14 protein-coding genes are annotated in these 17,402 nt (G+C 46.1%); 12 read left to right on the forward strand and 2 right to left on the reverse strand.

Annotated elements, in window-relative coordinates:
• The first annotated feature begins 150 nt into the window (after positions 1 to 150).
• Complete coding sequence (gene rpsO / locus ACK5NH_RS11505) at positions 151 to 420, forward strand: 30S ribosomal protein S15 (protein WP_011621820.1); 270 nt, start codon at positions 151 to 153, stop codon at positions 418 to 420.
• Between the two features lie 85 nt (positions 421 to 505).
• On the opposite strand, the gene ACK5NH_RS11510 is transcribed toward rpsO, so the two are convergent.
• Positions 506 to 2,560 carry a putative bifunctional diguanylate cyclase/phosphodiesterase gene (locus ACK5NH_RS11510; RefSeq protein WP_416920226.1) on the reverse strand — a complete coding sequence of 685 codons (2,055 nt, stop codon included), beginning with the start codon at positions 2,558 to 2,560 and terminating at the stop codon, positions 506 to 508.
• A 196-nt stretch (positions 2,561 to 2,756) separates the two neighbouring features.
• On the opposite strand from ACK5NH_RS11510, the gene pnp reads away from it, so the two are divergent.
• From pnp to deoD, 11 genes are all read left to right on the forward strand, one after another.
• Entirely contained in the window at positions 2,757 to 4,856 is a 2,100-nt protein-coding gene (gene pnp / locus ACK5NH_RS11515) for a polyribonucleotide nucleotidyltransferase (protein ID WP_416920227.1), read from the forward strand.
• Positions 4,857 to 5,047: 191 nt separating this feature from the next.
• Complete coding sequence (nlpI, locus tag ACK5NH_RS11520) at positions 5,048 to 5,950, forward strand: lipoprotein NlpI (RefSeq protein ID WP_416920228.1); 903 nt, start codon at positions 5,048 to 5,050, stop codon at positions 5,948 to 5,950.
• Positions 5,951 to 6,049: 99 nt separating this feature from the next.
• The gene (gene prfC, locus ACK5NH_RS11525; protein WP_011716148.1) at positions 6,050 to 7,630 is read left to right on the forward strand and encodes a peptide chain release factor 3; all 1,581 of its coding nucleotides are present in this window, start codon (positions 6,050 to 6,052) and stop codon (positions 7,628 to 7,630) included.
• A 71-nt stretch (positions 7,631 to 7,701) separates the two neighbouring features.
• Positions 7,702 to 7,881, forward strand: coding sequence for a hypothetical protein (locus ACK5NH_RS11530; RefSeq protein ID WP_416920229.1), 180 nt, complete (start codon positions 7,702 to 7,704; stop codon positions 7,879 to 7,881).
• Between the two features lie 10 nt (positions 7,882 to 7,891).
• Positions 7,892 to 8,656 (forward strand): TatD family hydrolase, encoded by a 765-nt coding sequence (locus tag ACK5NH_RS11535; RefSeq protein WP_416920256.1) that lies wholly within the window; start codon positions 7,892 to 7,894, stop codon positions 8,654 to 8,656.
• 176 nt (positions 8,657 to 8,832) lie between these two features.
• The gene (locus ACK5NH_RS11540; RefSeq protein ID WP_011621826.1) at positions 8,833 to 10,092 is read left to right on the forward strand and encodes a NupC/NupG family nucleoside CNT transporter; all 1,260 of its coding nucleotides are present in this window, start codon (positions 8,833 to 8,835) and stop codon (positions 10,090 to 10,092) included.
• 334 nt (positions 10,093 to 10,426) lie between these two features.
• Positions 10,427 to 11,266 carry an outer membrane protein OmpK gene (locus tag ACK5NH_RS11545; RefSeq protein WP_416920230.1) on the forward strand — a complete coding sequence of 280 codons (840 nt, stop codon included), beginning with the start codon at positions 10,427 to 10,429 and terminating at the stop codon, positions 11,264 to 11,266.
• A gap of 410 nt (positions 11,267 to 11,676) precedes the next feature.
• Entirely contained in the window at positions 11,677 to 12,447 is a 771-nt protein-coding gene (deoC, locus tag ACK5NH_RS11550; RefSeq protein ID WP_416920231.1) for a deoxyribose-phosphate aldolase, read from the forward strand.
• 184 nt (positions 12,448 to 12,631) lie between these two features.
• Positions 12,632 to 13,963 carry a thymidine phosphorylase gene (deoA, locus tag ACK5NH_RS11555; protein ID WP_416920232.1) on the forward strand — a complete coding sequence of 444 codons (1,332 nt, stop codon included), beginning with the start codon at positions 12,632 to 12,634 and terminating at the stop codon, positions 13,961 to 13,963.
• Positions 13,964 to 13,972: 9 nt separating this feature from the next.
• Entirely contained in the window at positions 13,973 to 15,187 is a 1,215-nt protein-coding gene (locus ACK5NH_RS11560; protein WP_416920233.1) for a phosphopentomutase, read from the forward strand.
• Positions 15,188 to 15,278: 91 nt separating this feature from the next.
• Positions 15,279 to 15,989: a purine-nucleoside phosphorylase gene (gene deoD, locus ACK5NH_RS11565; protein ID WP_011621831.1), complete on the forward strand. Its 711-nt coding sequence runs from the start codon at positions 15,279 to 15,281 to the stop codon at positions 15,987 to 15,989.
• A 169-nt stretch (positions 15,990 to 16,158) separates the two neighbouring features.
• On the opposite strand, the gene ACK5NH_RS11570 is transcribed toward deoD, so the two are convergent.
• A complete protein-coding gene (locus tag ACK5NH_RS11570) occupies positions 16,159 to 17,382 on the reverse strand; it encodes an AhpA/YtjB family protein (protein ID WP_416920234.1) in 1,224 nt (407 codons plus the stop codon).
• Between the last annotated feature and the right edge of the window lie 20 nt (positions 17,383 to 17,402).

Raw genomic sequence — 17,402 nt, forward strand, 5'->3', positions numbered from 1 at the left:
CACGACCAAGCTAAAGCATCTTAATTGATTATCTTGGGTTATTAATCCATCGCATTTATTGCGCGCGCCAAGGATTATGGGTAGAATAGCGCGCCCTCTGGCTGAGTTAGTGATCGGCTAGAGATTCACATTTTATATTTGGAGAGACACATGTCACTAAGTACTGAAGCGAAAGCAAAGATCCTGGCTGAATTTGGCCGTGGCGCAAACGACACTGGTTCAACTGAAGTTCAAGTTGCGCTGTTAACTGCTCAAATCAACCATTTGCAAGATCACTTCAAAGAGCACATCCACGATCACCACTCACGTCGTGGTCTGTTACGCATGGTTAGCGCTCGTCGTAAGTTATTAGCTTACCTGAAGCGTACTGAAGCAGCGCGTTACAATGAGCTGATCCAAAAGTTAGGTTTACGTCGTTAATCACGCGTTTACTGACGTAAAAAAGGAGGCTAAGCCTCCTTTTTTATTGCCTCAAATTCAGTGTTCTACACTATTTGATCGCTTATTAGGCGCCACGTAATCCATCGATATTGCTAATGGTTGCGGTTTGATTGGCAATATACAGCGCCTCAAACTCCGCCTGCGGCAAAGGCTGGCTAAAGTAGAAGCCTTGACCAATTTGGCATTGATTACGCTTGAGCCAATCGAGTTGCATTTCGTTTTCAATCCCTTCAGCAACAATAGTGAGATTTAACTGTTTACCTAACATCAAAATGGTCGAGGCAATTGCGCTATCCCCCGGTAAGTCGGATACGAAGCAACGGTCGATTTTCATCGTAGTGATCGGCAGGTGTCTAAGGTAAGACAAGGAAGAATAACCCGTGCCGAAATCATCAACGGCGATACCAAAACCTGCTGATTTGAGTTGTTCCAACTTGTTGATTGCCAGCTCAATATCATTCATCAATGAGGTTTCAGTTATTTCAATTTCGAGTAATTCCGGCTGAATTTGATAACGCAGCGCCATTTGCTTGATATCCGACACTAAACTTGCATCGGCAAATTGTTGTGAAGCAACGTTGATGGCGATAGGAATCGCAAAGTTATATTTTTTCTGCCATTCACGCAGTACTCGGCAACTTTGTTCAATCACCCAGCGCCCAATCGGAATGATAATGCCAGTCTCTTCTGCCACTGGAATAAAAGAAATCGGGCTGATTAAGCGGCCATCTTTTTGCCAACGGATCAGGGCTTCACAGGCTGTGATCTTACCGGTTTGCAAATCCAACTTGGGTTGGAAGTAGAGCAAGAATTCATTATTTTTCAACGCATCATGTAGCGAGGCTTCGGTACGTAGCCGTACAGCAGCACGCTCGGTCATTTGCTGCTTGAAGAAGGCCCATTGATTCGACCCTGCGGCCTTAGCACTGTACATCGCTATGTCGGCATGGCGGATAAGATCTTCGGCGCTATTGCCATCTTCTGGATAGATGGAAATTCCAATTGATGCCGCAGGATGAATCGCATGCTCATTTAACTGAATCGGCACATTGAGCTGCACTAAGAGCTTATCGACAAAGTCGGCCGCTTGATCGGGGGAGTGAACTGAGTCGGCTAAAATCACGAACTCATCGCCGCCTAAGCGTGACACTGAACCTTTATCGCCGACTACGCGTTCTAAAATACGGGCAATGCGGGCAAGGAACTGGTCGCCAAGGGCGTGGCCTAGGGAATCATTGATATTTTTGAAACGGTCTAAATCGATAAACATCAAGGCAAAACTGCTTTTATGAACCCGTGAGCGCTGGATTGTGACGGCAATGGTTTCGAGTAATAGGGTTCGATTGGGCAGGCCTGTGAGAGGGTCGCGGGTTGCCATCTTACGCAGTTTGGATTGGGTTTGACTGAATTGTATAAGGATTTGGTTAAACTTCGATGTCACCAAGCCAAGTTCATCATCCTTATGGGCATTAGACATGGGCAGCAGGTTTTCATCGGGTGAATCGGGGGAGATTTTATCTATCGCTTCACTAATGCGAGCGATAGGCTGAGTTAAGAAGCGGTGGAATACGACCGATAGCACTAAAGTGAGTAGAAGCGCTCGGGCTAGGGTGGCAAAAAAACTGAATCTTAACTGACTAAAGAGTGTGTTGGTCAGCTCCTGTGTGTCGTAAAAAATGGTTAATGTGCCAATCAGTTGCTGTTTTTGTGTGCCTTCAAAATAGAAGGGACGGTATAAGGGCCGCGAAATTTCTTTTAAGTCATCAAAGAGTTTGTTGCTAAGGCTGATAAAGGTCTGAGAGTCGTTTTTCTTATTATTGCTGACTGACACAAACATGGAGCCATCATCGAGTTCAATCACCGCCGAACCTACATGCTCTACTTTAATCGCCCCTTCAAGGGTTTGCCTTGCGAGATTATCGTCTAACGCCCAAACGGCGTTGGCTGCGGGTTGTTCAACAGAATCAAGCAATTCCTGCTGAGTGGTGGTGAGTTGCTGTTTGGTGGAAACGACAACGAGGGCGATTTCAACAATAAAAATAGCAATAGCGAAAAAAAGCGCTGTAAAAACGACGAGATTAGTTTGTTTCCAAGTTAGGGATTTAAAGCGACCCGTCATTAAGCCCATCCTTTATTATTGTTGTTTTCGCTATTGGGGATATTGCTACATAAAGTTACAACATAACTCTTTGTTCGTTTATCCACTTTAGTGAAAAGATAGACCTTTGTCATCATTATCTGCTCTTTATCTATTGTTCCTAATTGCAGTATACTTACGCGCGTAATTCAAGGTCATTAATTAAGGAATGGGTCACGTGAATCCAATTGTAAAGAGTTTTGAGTATGGTCAACATACAGTCACCCTGGAAACAGGTGTCATTGCACGTCAAGCAGACGCTGCCGTTTTAGCTAGCATGGGTGACACAACGGTGTTAGTCACTGTTGTTGGTAAAAAAGAAGCTGAAGCAGGCCGTGACTTCTTTCCTCTGACTGTTAACTATCAAGAAAAGAGCTACGCAGCGGGTAAAATTCCTGGTGGTTTCTTTAAGCGTGAAGGCCGTCCTTCAGAAGATGAGACATTAATCGCTCGCCTGATCGACCGTCCAATTCGTCCTCTTTTCCCTAATGGTTTCACAAACGAAGTTCAAGTCATCATCACTGTAGTATCTGTCGATCCACAAATCGAGCCGGATATCATTTCGATGATCGGTACTTCTGCTGCGCTGGCCATTTCGGGTATTCCGTTCAGCGGTCCATTAGGTGCGGCGCGAGTGGGTTACATCAATGGCGAATATGTGCTGAACCCAACGGTTACCCAGTTAGCAAACAGCCAACTGAACTTAGTTGTTGCTGGTACTGAGGGTGCGGTATTGATGGTTGAGTCAGAAGCTCAAGCCTTACCTGAAGAAGTGATGTTAGGATCAGTGGTTTATGGTCATGACCAACAACAAGTGGTTATCAAAGCGATTGCTGAATTCAAAGCAGAAGCGGGTAAACCAGCTTGGAATTGGACTGCACCTGTTGCCAACGAAGCTTTAGTTGCTCAAGTAAAAGAATTAGCTGAAGCCGGTTTAGCGCAAGCATATCAAATTCAAGTTAAACAAGACCGTTATGCTCAAGTTGCTGTAGTTAAAGCGGCTGCTAAAGAAGCATTGCTGGCGACAAATCCAGATGTGGATTTACGTGAAATTGACGGCCTGCTCGGTAGCTTAGAGAAGAAAGTCGTTCGTGGTCGCATCATCCGTGGTGAGCCGCGTATCGACGGTCGTGAGCCAGATATGGTTCGTGCATTAAGCGTATTAGCGGGTGTATTACCACGTACTCACGGTAGTGCATTGTTTACCCGTGGCGAGACTCAAGCGCTGGTGACTTGTACTTTAGGTACTGAGCGTGACGCGCAGAAGATTGATAGCATCATGGGCGAGCGCACTAGCCGCTTTATGCTGCACTACAACTTCCCTCCATACTCTGTGGGTGAAACCGGTATGGTTGGTTCTCCTAAGCGCCGCGAAATCGGCCACGGAAAGCTTGCATGGCGTGGTATCAACGCAGTTATGCCATCTGCCGAAGAGTTCCCATACAGTGTTCGCGTGGTTTCTGAAATCACTGAATCTAACGGTTCAAGCTCTATGGCATCTGTCTGTGGTACTTCTCTTGCGTTGATGGATGCGGGTGTACCAATCAAGACTTCTGTAGCGGGTATCGCTATGGGTCTAGTAAAAGAAGGCGACGACTTTGTTGTTCTGTCTGACATCTTAGGTGATGAAGACCACTTAGGTGATATGGACTTCAAAGTAGCGGGTACCCGTGACGGTGTAACTGCACTGCAGATGGACATCAAGATCGAAGGTATCACCAAAGAAATCATGGAAATTGCACTGCAACAAGCCTACGGCGCACGTGTACATATCCTGAACGTGATGGACCAAGCGATTGGTTCACACCGTGATGATATCTCTGACCACGCTCCACGTATCACGACTATCAAGATCAACCCAGAGAAGATCCGTGATGTTATCGGTAAAGGAGGCGCGGTTATTCGTGCCCTGACAGAAGAAACCGGTACCACAATCGAACTGGAAGATGATGGTACTGTGAAGATTGCTTCTTCTAACGGTGAAGCGACAAAAGAAGCGATTCGTCGTATCGAAGAAATTACTTCAGAAGTTGAAGTGGGTCGTATCTACAACGGTAAAGTTATCCGTATCGTTGATTTCGGTGCCTTCGTTAACATTCTGCCGGGCAAAGATGGTTTAGTGCACATTTCGCAAATCAGCGATGAGCGTGTTGCTAACGTCTCTGACCACCTTGAACTGAACCAAGAAGTTACCGTTAAGGTAATGGAAGTGGATCGTCAAGGTCGTGTAAGACTGTCAATCAAAGAAGCACAGACTAAAGAAGCGGCTGCTGAATAATCGTCTTTACTGACATTATCGGCGTCAGTTTTGATATGACGTGACTAAAAGGAGATCGGTTGATCTCCTTTTTGTTTGTTTAGGTTTAATAAAATTGCGTTTAATGCTATTCCTCAATAGCAGTCCTGAGGTGGGATTGCTATCATGAACATTCTTCTGCGTTAGTTGGGAATCTAAAAAGGTAGAAATGGATGAGTCTTAAAATTAGAACCGCTGTTGTTGCTGTGCTGGCGGGTGCCAGCTTGATGTTGGCTGGATGTGCGACCACTAAGTCTCCCTTAGACAACCAAAATGACGTTGAAGGCAAGTTAGTCATCGCGCCTGTGATGCCTGACTATAAAGTCGAAGTCACCCTTGCCAAGCTGAACGAAATTTTATCAGCGGTTGAGCTAACCAACGAGCAGCGAGCCCGTTTTCATTACGATCGTGGCGTGATTTACGACAGTGTCGGTTTACGCTTAATGGCGCGTATCGATTTTATGCAGGCGCTTAAACTGCAGCCTGATTTAGCCGATGCTTATAATTTCCTTGGTATTTATTACACTCAAGAAGGCGAGTATGATAGTGCCTATGAGGCATTCGACGGTGTATTAGAGTTGTCGCCAAACTATGATTATGCCTACCTGAATCGCGGCATAGCGCTCTATTATGGCGATCGAAACGATCTTGCCTTAAAAGATATGCAAGCATTTTACGCTGGCGATAATAAAGATGGTTACCGCGCCCTGTGGTTATACCTAATCCAATCTAAGGATAACGCCGAAGAGGCTAAACGTCAGTTACAAGAACACCGCAAGGGGCTAGAGACCGATGCCTGGTCAACCGTGATTGTTGATTACTACCTTGGCGTGAAGAGCCGCGAGCAAGTTTTTGCCGACGCCAAGTTAGGGCTGACTCACCCGAAAGAATATGCCGAACGTTTATGCGAGGCTTATTTTTACCTCGCTAAAATGGAAATCGCCAACAATCAATATCAAGAGGCGGCGAATTATTTCCGTCTTGCCTTAGCGACTAATATTTATGACTTTGTTGAGCACAGATACGCGCGAATTGAGCTAGCAAAAGTTAAAGGTTTGCTCGAAGGCACAAAATAAGCCATATCGCCCGAGGCTCATCTCGGGCTTTACCTAGCCAAGTACGCACTGAGGCGCTATAATTTGCGCCTTTTTTAGCGATACGAGTGCATAGGTTAAATGTCAGACAATAAAGTAGAGGTCGATAAACGTCGCACCTTCGCGATTATATCGCACCCCGACGCGGGTAAAACCACCATTACCGAAAAAGTGCTGTTATTCGGAAACGCGCTGCAGAAAGCGGGTACCGTTAAGGGCAAAAAATCGGGTCAGCATGCTAAGTCTGACTGGATGGAAATGGAAAAAGACCGTGGTATTTCGATTACAACGTCTGTCATGCAGTTCCCCTATGGTGGCGCACTCGTTAACCTACTCGACACTCCCGGCCACGAAGACTTCTCGGAAGATACATACCGCACATTGACTGCAGTTGACTCTTGCCTGATGGTTATCGACTCGGCAAAAGGGGTCGAAGATCGTACCATCAAATTGATGGAAGTGACGCGCCTGCGCGATACGCCTATCGTCACCTTTATGAACAAACTCGACCGTGATATTCGCGATCCTATCGAGCTAATGGATGAGGTTGAGGACGTACTCAATATCGCCTGTGCGCCTATCACTTGGCCTATCGGTAGCGGTAAAGAGTTTAAGGGTGTTTACCATATTCTGCGTGATGAAGTGGTGCTGTACCAAAGCGGTATGGGGCATACCATTCAAGAGCGCCGCGTGATTGAAGGTATTGATAATCCAGAGCTAGATAAAGCTATTGGTAGTTATGCAGCTGATTTACGTGATGAAATGGAACTGGTTCGCGGTGCATCCAACGAATTTGACCATCAAGCCTTCTTAAAAGGTGAGCTTACGCCAGTGTTCTTCGGTACCGCATTGGGTAACTTCGGTGTTGACCATATCCTCGATGGTATTGTTGAGTGGGCGCCAAAGCCGCTGCCTCGTGAAAGCGATGCGCGGATGATCATGCCTGACGAAGAGAAATTCACCGGTTTTGTGTTTAAAATCCAAGCTAACATGGATCCTAAGCACCGTGACCGCGTAGCCTTTATGCGTGTCTGCTCGGGTCGTTATGAGCAAGGTATGAAGATGCACCACGTCCGCATCGGTAAAGATGTCAACGTCAGCGATGCGTTGACCTTTATGGCGGGCGATCGTGAGCGCGCTGAAGTGGCGTATCCTGGTGATATTATTGGTTTGCATAACCACGGGACAATCCGTATCGGTGATACCTTTACCCAAGGTGAAAAGTTCCGCTTCACCGGTGTGCCTAACTTTGCGCCCGAAATGTTCCGCCGTATTCGTCTGCGCGATCCGCTCAAGCAAAAACAATTGCTTAAGGGCCTAGTTCAGTTGTCTGAAGAAGGCGCCGTGCAGGTGTTCCGTCCATTAGACTCGAACGATTTAATCGTCGGCGCTGTGGGTGTACTGCAGTTTGAAGTGGTTGTCGGCCGCTTAAAAAGTGAGTACAACGTTGAGGCGATTTACGAAGGTATTAGCGTTTCAACGGCACGCTGGGTTTATTGTAAAGATGAGCGTAAGCTAGAAGAGTTCCGCCGCAAGTGTAGCCAAAACTTGGCGCTCGACGGTGGTGATAACTTAACTTATATTGCGCCAACTATGGTTAACTTAAATCTTTCGATGGAAAGATACCCTGATATCGAGTTCGCTAAAACACGCGAACACTAACAGGTAAGTGACTCTAGGGTAAAAGGCGGTGATTCACCGCCTTTTTTGTATCTACAATTTGGGGATGACACATGATTCATTGGATAACTCAGGCGTGGCGTGCCTATATTCGTTGGTGTGACAAGATGGGGCTGACGCCAGAGAATCGCCGTTGCTGCATGCCGCGATTGGAAGATCCGCCATTAGCACGCAATAAAGTAAATTGCCAAGCAAAGGCTCATTTATCCAATGGAGAAACAAAATCGGAGTAACAGATTGATGATGTTAGATACCCATGCGCATCTCGATTTTGCAGAGTTTGACATTGACCGCGAACAGGTCGTGCAACGAATGCGGCAAGTGGGCATCGATAATCTGATTATTCCCGGCGTTTCCCCTGAGCACTGGCCAAAACAATTGGCGATTGCTGAACAATATCAGTGTTATTTTGCCTTAGGGATCCATCCTTGGTTTTGCCCCGAAGATGTTGATAAGGCGATTTCTGCATTAACATTTCAAGTTTCTCAGTTACGAGAATGTCCCCGTTTTGTTGCTATTGGTGAATGCGGTTTAGACAAACTTTATGTTGATAATTGGAGTAAGCAGTTAGTATTTTTCGATGCGCAACTCACACTTGCCCATGAGATGAACTTGCCCGTGATCGTTCATGCCGTCAAAGCTCACCAAGAGATATTATCCCATTTAAAGCGTCATAAACTCGCCAGAGGTGGCGTGATACATGCCTTTTCTGGCAGTCCCGACATTGCGACCGAATATATTAAGCTGGGTTTTAAGTTAGGTATTGGGGGCTTAGTGATGAATCCCAATGCGAAAAAACTGCTTAAAACTGTCAGCGAATTGCCCTTAGACAGCTTCCTACTTGAGACTGATTCTCCTGCCATGACCCCGCTAAATGTTACAGAAAAACGGAACCAACCCGCTAATGCTGTACTTTTTCTAGACAAAATTGCAACTTTGCAAAAAAAATCTAGTGTTCTAATATCAGAACACTTGGTGTCAAATGCAATGCAACTGTTTGACCTTTAGTTGTTTTTGGTTAAACAGGTGTAGGTCGCAATAGCATTTTGCTCTAAGCGGTTGAAATTAAACTCCAAAATTTTGATCAAAACGACGATTTTCGACTTTCTCTCGGGTATAATCTGACTCGGAAATAGGTTGATTAACAACATAATTAAAAAGTGTTAACAATAGGGTGATGGTTAATGAATATATTGATGAGCTTAGTAGGGGTGGTCGTCCTACTTGCGATAGGTTTCCTCCTATCAAATAACAAAAAAGCAATTAACTTGCGTACAGTGGGTGGTGCATTAGCCATCCAGGCCGCCTTCGGTGGTTTTGTACTGTACGTTCCTGTCGGTAAAGATATCCTGAAAAGTGTATCTGACGCGGTTTCTAGCGTTATCGGTTATGCACAAAACGGTATCGGTTTCCTGTTCGGTGATTTAGCTAACTTCAAACTTGGCTTTATCTTCGCGGTAAACGTGTTGCCAGTTATCGTGTTCTTCTCTTCTCTGATCGCCGTTCTGTACTACTTAGGCATCATGCAGTGGATCATCCGTATCATCGGTGGTGGTCTGCAAAAAGCATTAGGCACTAGCCGTACAGAATCTATGTCTGCGACTGCTAACATCTTCGTTGGTCAAACTGAAGCGCCGTTAGTGGTTCGTCCATTCATTCCTACAATGACTCAATCAGAACTGTTTGCGATCATGGTGGGTGGCTTAGCTTCTATCGCAGGTTCTGTACTTGCTGGTTACGCGCAAATGGGCGTGCCTATTGAGTACTTAGTTGCTGCGTCATTCATGGCGGCACCAGGTGGTCTATTAATGGCTAAACTGATGCACCCAGAGACTGAAGTTGCTAAAAACGACATGGATGAATTACCGGAAGATCCTGATAAGCCAGCTAACGTATTAGATGCTGCAGCAGCGGGTGCTTCATCTGGTATGCACTTAGCGTTAAACGTAGGTGCAATGCTGTTAGCCTTCGTTGGTTTGATCGCTATGATCAACGGCATCATCGGTGGTGTGGGTGGCTGGTTTGGTGTTGAAGGTTTAACACTGGAACTGATCCTTGGTTACATCTTCATGCCTTTAGCCTTTTTAATCGGTGTGCCTTGGAACGAAGCACTGGTTGCTGGTTCTTTCATCGGTCAGAAAATCGTTGTTAACGAGTTCGTAGCTTACCTCAACTTCGCACCATACTTAAAAGACATCGCTGATGGCGGTATGGTTGTAGCTGAAACTGGTTTAGCAATGACTGACAGAACCAAAGCGATTATTTCGTTTGCACTGTGTGGTTTCGCTAACTTGTCTTCGATTGCGATTCTGCTGGGTGGTTTAGGTGCAATGGCGCCTAACCGTCGTCACGATTTAGCTAAGTTAGGTATCCGTGCTGTTATCGCTGGTTCTTTAGCTAACTTAATGAGTGCAACAATTGCAGGTCTGTTCTTAGCTATCTAAGCATAGGCGTGTAGGGGAGACGATCCCCACTAACTGGGTCCTGACCATGCAGGGCAGGACCTAAGTTAATTCAACCATTTTCCAGTAGTGAATATTTCCCGATTGTATAGGCCTGATTACAACTAAACTTTAGCTGTGATGCTGTCTTACGGTCGTGACATATGGTTAAGTTAATTAATCGTAAATAACAAGTCGCGACTTTGTTCACAATTAAGAATTTTGTGTTCGTGATTTTACACTAGATTATTGAGATTTTTTTTAATCGAGGTAGAATGCGAGCGCCACAAAAAGAACGCTACTCTAGATGGTAGCAAACAAAATAATGGGGTTGATGATGAAAAACGTTAAAACTTTAGCTTTAGCTGCTACAGCAGTAGCTGCAATCTCTGGTAACGCATTTGCTGCAGACCGTACAGACCTTCACGGTTCTGACTACAAGTGGATGCAGTTCAACGCTATGTACTCTATCGGCGAAAAGCCTGATAACCCAGCTTCTGGCGACCAACACAACTACTTAGAAATGGAGTTCGGCGGCCGTTCTGGTATTTTCGATCTCTATGGTTATGTTGACGTATTCAACTTAGCAAACGAGAACACCAAAGACGGTGACAAGAACCCAGGTTCTGGTACCAGCAAGCTGTTCATGAAATTTGCTCCACGTGTTTCTATCGATGCATTAACGGGTAAAGATTTATCTTTCGGTCCAATCCAAGAAGTTTACTTCTCTACTCTGTTCAACTGGGACGGTCTGAATGGTGAAGGCGTTAACTCTACTTTCTGGGGTATTGGTGCTGATGTAAACGTGCCTTGGTTAGGCAAAACAGGTATGAACCTGTACGGTTACTACGACATGAACGCTAAAGAGTGGAACGGTTACCAATTCTCTGCTAACTGGTTCAAGCCTTTCTACTTCTTCGACAACAAGAGCTTCCTGTCATTCCAAGGTTACATCGATTACCAATTCGGTGCTGATGCAACTGATGACTTGTATGTGCCTAAAACGTCTAACGGTGGTAACATCTTCTTCGGTCTATACTGGCACTCAGATCGCTATGCTCTGGGCTATGGCCTGAAAGGCTTCAAAGACGTTTACTTACTGGAAGATAAAGGTGGCTTAGTTGGTTTAGAATCAACAGGTTGGTCACATTACCTGTCAGCTACTTACAAGTTCTAATTTCTTGTAAGAGCCGTTGGAGCCGCGATGGCGGCTCCATCTTTTATGTGTCATGAATCTTTATCTAAACCCATTTATAATTTGAGCAGTGCGTTTATATAAAGGTTTGTGTTTTTCTCGCGCTAAAACGGATTTTTCGCGGAAAAGTAGGAACAAGACATTATTCGTATCCTCTCTTCCGGTCTTCAAGGATTCAAGTCGTGATCACTTATAGTTAATTTAAGTGTCAGGATGCCTATGTGTAATGTATAGGCAAGATTGAATACCTAATAAACATGTAATTTGCCCTACACAAATTACTCGGCATCGCCTGAAGGCCCGGCCAATAAAAATAATCACAATAATGCCACCTCTAAGCGTTGCTTATGCGACTGATTTCTATTTATTTGTTTTTCTTTTGGAGAGCTATTATGACTGATTTAAAAAAAGCAGCACAACGCGCCATCGAACTTATGGATTTAACCACCTTAAACGATGACGATACCGATCAGAAGGTGATCGACCTGTGTCACAAAGCCGTGACGCCAGCGGGTAATACTGCTGCCATCTGTATCTATCCTCGCTTCATTCCTATCGCACGTAAGACCCTCGATGAGCTGGGCGCTGAAGACATTCAAATCGCGACAGTAACTAACTTCCCACACGGTAACGATGATATTGCAATTGCGGTTTTAGAAACCCGTGCAGCGGTCGCCTATGGCGCCGATGAGGTCGACGTTGTATTCCCATACCGCGCGCTGATGGAAGGCAACGAAACTGTTGGTTACGAGTTAGTCAAAGCCTGTAAAGAAGCCTGTGGTGAAGTATTACTGAAAGTGATCATCGAATCTGGTGTATTAGCCGATCCTGCGCTTATTCGCCGTGCGTCAGAGCTTTCAATCGATGCGGGTGCTGATTTTATCAAAACCTCTACCGGTAAAGTGCCCGTTAACGCGACGCTTGAAGCGGCTGAAATCATGCTGACTGTGATCAGTGAAAAGAACACCAAAGTGGGCTTTAAGCCTGCTGGTGGCGTACGTGATGCTGCTCAAGCTGCTGAGTTTTTAGGTATGGCTGAGCGTATTCTCGGTGCGGATTGGGTCTCTCCACGTACCTTTAGATTTGGTGCTTCAAGCTTACTCAACAGCTTGTTACACACATTAGAATTAGCCGATGCGCCTAAGCCGACTCAAGGCTATTAATCGAACATTGCGTCTCGATTAATACCAAAATCGTATATCGAAACTAATTAAGTGTGACCTAAATCTAGTTGGAAACATCAAAACTTCGATAGCATGTAATTGTAATATTGTTACAGTTTTGATGTTTCATTGCAAAGCTAAATAACGGATATGTTGTATTAGTATTTAGCTTGGAGGCAGTATCATGTTTCTAGCTCAAGAAATTATACGTAAGAAACGCAATGGTTTAGCCTTGAGTACCGAAGAGATCCAGTTCTTCGTTAAGGGCATAACCACCAATGCAGTGTCGGAAGGTCAGATCGCCGCATTGGGCATGGCAGTGTACTTTAATGACATGAATATGGATGAAAGAATCGCTTTGACCACGGCAATGCGCGATTCTGGCACTGTGCTCAATTGGGACGCGTTAAACCTCAATGGTCCCATCGTCGATAAGCACAGCACAGGTGGTGTCGGAGATGTGATTAGTCTGATGCTCGGCCCCATGGCCGCGGCCTGCGGTGGTTATGTGCCGATGATTTCGGGTCGCGGACTTGGACACACAGGCGGCACACTCGATAAGTTCGACGCTATTCCCGGTTATCAAACCGAACCTTCGAGTGAATTGTTCCGCAAAGTGGTTAAAGACGTTGGTGTGGCGATTATCGGCCAAACAGGCGATCTGGTTCCCGCCGATAAACGTTTCTACTCCATCCGTGACAACACCGCGACCGTCGAATCCATCTCCCTCATTACCGCCTCTATTCTCTCTAAGAAATTAGCTTGTAGTCTCGATGCATTGGCGATGGACGTCAAAGTCGGTAGCGGTGCATTTATGCCAACCTACCAAGCCTCTGAAGAGCTTGCTCGCAGCATTGCTGCGGTAGCTAATGGCGCAGGCACTAAAACGACAGCCTTACTCACTGACATGAACCAAGTATTAGCCTCATGTGCGGGTAATGCGGTTGAAGTGAAAGAAGCCATCGACTTCTTAACCGGTGCTTACCGTAATCCTCGTCTATACGCTGTGACTATGGGGCTTTGCGCCGAGATGTTACTCCTTGGTGGCCTCGCTACCGATGAAGCGGATGCCCGTGCCAAGTTAAACCGCGTATTAGATAACGGCCGCGCTGCCGAGATCTTTGGCAAGATGGTTTCAGGTCTCGGTGGTCCAGTCGATTTTGTCGAAAACTACAGTAAGTACTTACCGCAATCACAAATTATTCGCCCAGTCTTTGCTGATACCCAAGGTTATGCCCACAGCATGGACACCCGTGAACTCGGTTTAGCCGTAGTTACCTTAGGCGGTGGTCGTCGCAAGCCTGGTGATGCACTCGACTACAGTGTTGGTCTGACGCAAGTCTGTGCCCTTGGCGATAAGATTGATGCTTCTACGCCGATTGCCGTTATCCACGCGCAATCCGAAGATGCCTTTGCTCAGGCGGAAGAGGCCGTGAAAAAAGCGATTCGTATTGATGAAGTCGCTCCAGAAAAAACACCTGAGATCTATGCTTATATCCGAGCAGCGGATCTTTAAGGAAGAATTATGAAACGTACAGTTATAATGATGTTGGATTCCTTTGGCGTGGGCGCAGCAGGTGACGCCGCCAAATTTGGGGATCTAGGTTCTGACACTTTTGGCCATATCGCCAAAGCGTGCGCCGAAGGTAAAGCGGATATTGGTCGTGAAGGCCCATTAAAGCTTCCAAACCTAGCGCGTTTAGGTTTAGCCCATGCGGCGATGGAAAGTACTGGCGCGTTTGCTCCAGGTTTTGCTGACAATGTTGAGCTGATTGGTGCCTATGGCCACGCTCAGGAATTAAGTTCGGGTAAAGATACCCCGAGCGGTCACTGGGAAATGGCGGGTGTGCCCGTATTGTTCGACTGGGGCTATTTCAGTGAGCACCAAAACTCGTTCCCTAAAGAGCTGACAGATAAGATTCTAGCCCGTGCAGGACTCGATGGCTTTTTAGGTAACTGCCATGCTTCTGGTACTACTATTCTGGAAGAATTAGGCGAAGAACACATGCGTTCTGGCAAACCGATTTTTTATACCTCGGCGGATTCGGTATTCCAAATTGCCTGCCATGAAGGCACATTTGGCTTAGAAAACTTATATCGTCTTTGCGAAATTGCCCGCGAAGAGTTAGAGCCTTACAACATTGGCCGCGTGATTGCGCGTCCATTCGATGGCACTGGCCCAAGTGACTTTGCTCGTACTGGTAACCGTAAGGATTACTCCCTCGAACCGCCAGCGAAGACAGTATTAGATAAGTTAAAAGCCGCCGGTGGTGAAGTGGTGAGTGTGGGCAAGATTGCCGATATTTACGCTTACTGTGGTATCACCAAAAAGGTGAAGGCAAACGGTTTAGAAGCATTGTTTGATGCGACTTTAGCCGAAGTGAAATCAGCAGGTGAAAATACTATTGTATTCACTAACTTTGTTGATTTTGACTCCCACTATGGGCACCGCCGTGATGTGGCAGGTTATGCGAAAGGGCTGGAGTATTTCGACTCGCGTTTACCTGAAATGCTCGCGCTGCTGGATGAGGACGATCTGTTAATCCTCACCGCTGACCATGGTTGCGATCCAACGTGGCAAGGTACTGACCATACCCGTGAATATGTGCCTGTATTGGCCTATGGTGCAGGGCTGAAAGCTGGTTCACTCGGTCGTCGTAACAGCTTCGCCGATATCGGCCAATCTATCGCAAGCTACTTCAAGCTCGAACCGATGGAATACGGTGAATCGTTTATCTAAGTAAACGTGCAAGATCTCGATTTGGCGGCCAAGATTGGGCCGCCAGTAAACAAAGACTTAAGTCTTAATAAAATAAACAGGGGTTATTTCGATGGCAACACCACACATTAATGCTGTAGAGGGCGCATTCGCTGAGACAGTTCTGTTTCCAGGCGATCCATTACGTGCAAAATATATTGCTGAAACATTCTTAGAAAATGTTGAGCAAGTGACTGACGTTCGAAACATGTTAGGTTTTACCGGTACTTACAAAGGTAAACGTATTTCTGTTATGGGTTCAGGCATGGGTATTCCTTCATGCTCAATCTATGCAACTGAATTAATTAAAGACTACGGCGTTAAGAACCTGATCCGCGTGGGTACTTGTGGTGCGATCAGCACTGACGTTAAAGTGCGCGATGTGATCATCGGCATGGGTGCTTGTACCGATTCGCAAGTTAACCGTTTACGTTTCAAAGGCCAAGATTTCGCTGCTATTGCGAACTACGAGCTGATGAATGCCGTGATCGAATCTGCCAAAGTGAAAGGCACTAAGATCCGTGTTGGTAACGTTTTCTCTGCCGATCTGTTCTACACTCCTGATCCACAAATGTTTGACGTGATGGAAAAAATGGGCGTGTTAGGCGTAGAGATGGAAGCCGCTGGTTTATACGGTGTTGCCCATGAATTCGGTGCCCGTGCATTGTGTGTGGTAACTGTATCTGACCATATCCGTACTGGCGAAAAAACCACTTCTGATGAGCGTCAAACCACGTTCAACGATATGATCGTGATGACATTAGACGCAGCAATTACGCTGTAATCTGTCGCTAATCTCGTCATATAAAAAGGGTTCGCACTGCGAACCCTTTTTTATTACCTCGTTATCTTCACGTTCAATCGGTTTAGCTGTGCTGCTGAATTATAGATGGATAATTCTGTGCCATGCGGCGCTGAACCCAAGACGCTTCAGTTTGGGCAGAGACGCCCGATTAACCCGTAGAATCGGTATCTAAATCGCTCGGTTGTGCCGGGGCTTTCTCAGCGGTGGATTTGGCCGCATTGGTTTTGACTCGGCGCACCGATTTAACCTTAGGTTTATTTGGTGTGGGCTCTGGGCTTTTCGGCTCGGAGACTGAAGCTGTAGCTTGAGTCGTCTGTTCCTTGGTATCCGTTTTAGATTGAGACTGAGATTGAGACCTTGGCTCAGATGATGACTCATCCTTTGTATCTTTCTCTGGTTTTATCTCTGGTTTAAGCTCTGGTTTCACATCAAGCGCTTTCTCTGATACTTGTTCTTGCGCAAGTGCAGCTTTTGTTTCTGTTATCGCTTTGGCTTTCTTCGCTTTAGGTTCGGCAATGGCTTTATTGCTATCCTCATCCGGGGCCTCGGTGTTTACTGCGGTTTTCCCTGAGAGCTGAGTGTCGAGGGCTTTTGTTTCTTTGCTTTCTTTGGCCTCTTTGTCTTCTGTGGGCTTTTGAGCTGCATTATGAGGAGGTTGAGTATCGCTTGCTGCCACTTCATCCTGGTGTGCATTCAGATTATCCTCAGGTTTAGGTTCCTCGGACGCTTCGTCTGCTTTTATGGCTTTATTCTTCTTAGGGTTTTTACGCAATTTGGCGCGGGTGCGGCGGCGATCAAAATCGGCGCGTTTAAAGGATAAGGCGCGGGATAACAACATACCGATGAGGCCAGCAACCAGCAGCATCATTTGCTGTTGCTCCATATTCAGGTTATGTGCCTCTTTGATTTCATTAAAAAATAGTTTGGTATCGAGTCTAACCTCGACATAGCCTAAATTTTTTCCATCTTGGATCACGGGTTCGACATAGGGCGGATATTTGCTCAGGAGCAAACTCATGTCTTCCGATTCGGGATCTAAGGCTTCATTGGTGAGGCTTTGGGCGAAGGCTAAACGGATACCTTGATCGCTGAAAATCGCCGCCGACATCACCTTAGGATCTTCGACTAGGGCGCTGGCCAGCCATTGGAGCTGTTCATCGTTTTGCAATTGCAGGGCGGGCGCCGCGCTGTAGGCCGTTTGTTGCACCAGTAATCTGGCCATCTTTTGCGTTTGGGACTTTAGAAGCAGCTGACCTTGTAGTAGGCTTGTCTGCCACAATTGCACTAAGCCGACCATCAAGGTCAGGGCGATGGCGATTTGGAGCAGTCTACTGATTTTATGGCTTTTCTTTAGCCCTTTAAGATATAACACTTTGACCCTTAATAGTTAGA

It is taken from the genome of Shewanella sp. (assembly GCF_047975355.1).
In the GTDB taxonomy this organism is placed as follows: Bacteria; Pseudomonadota; Gammaproteobacteria; order Enterobacterales; family Shewanellaceae; genus Shewanella.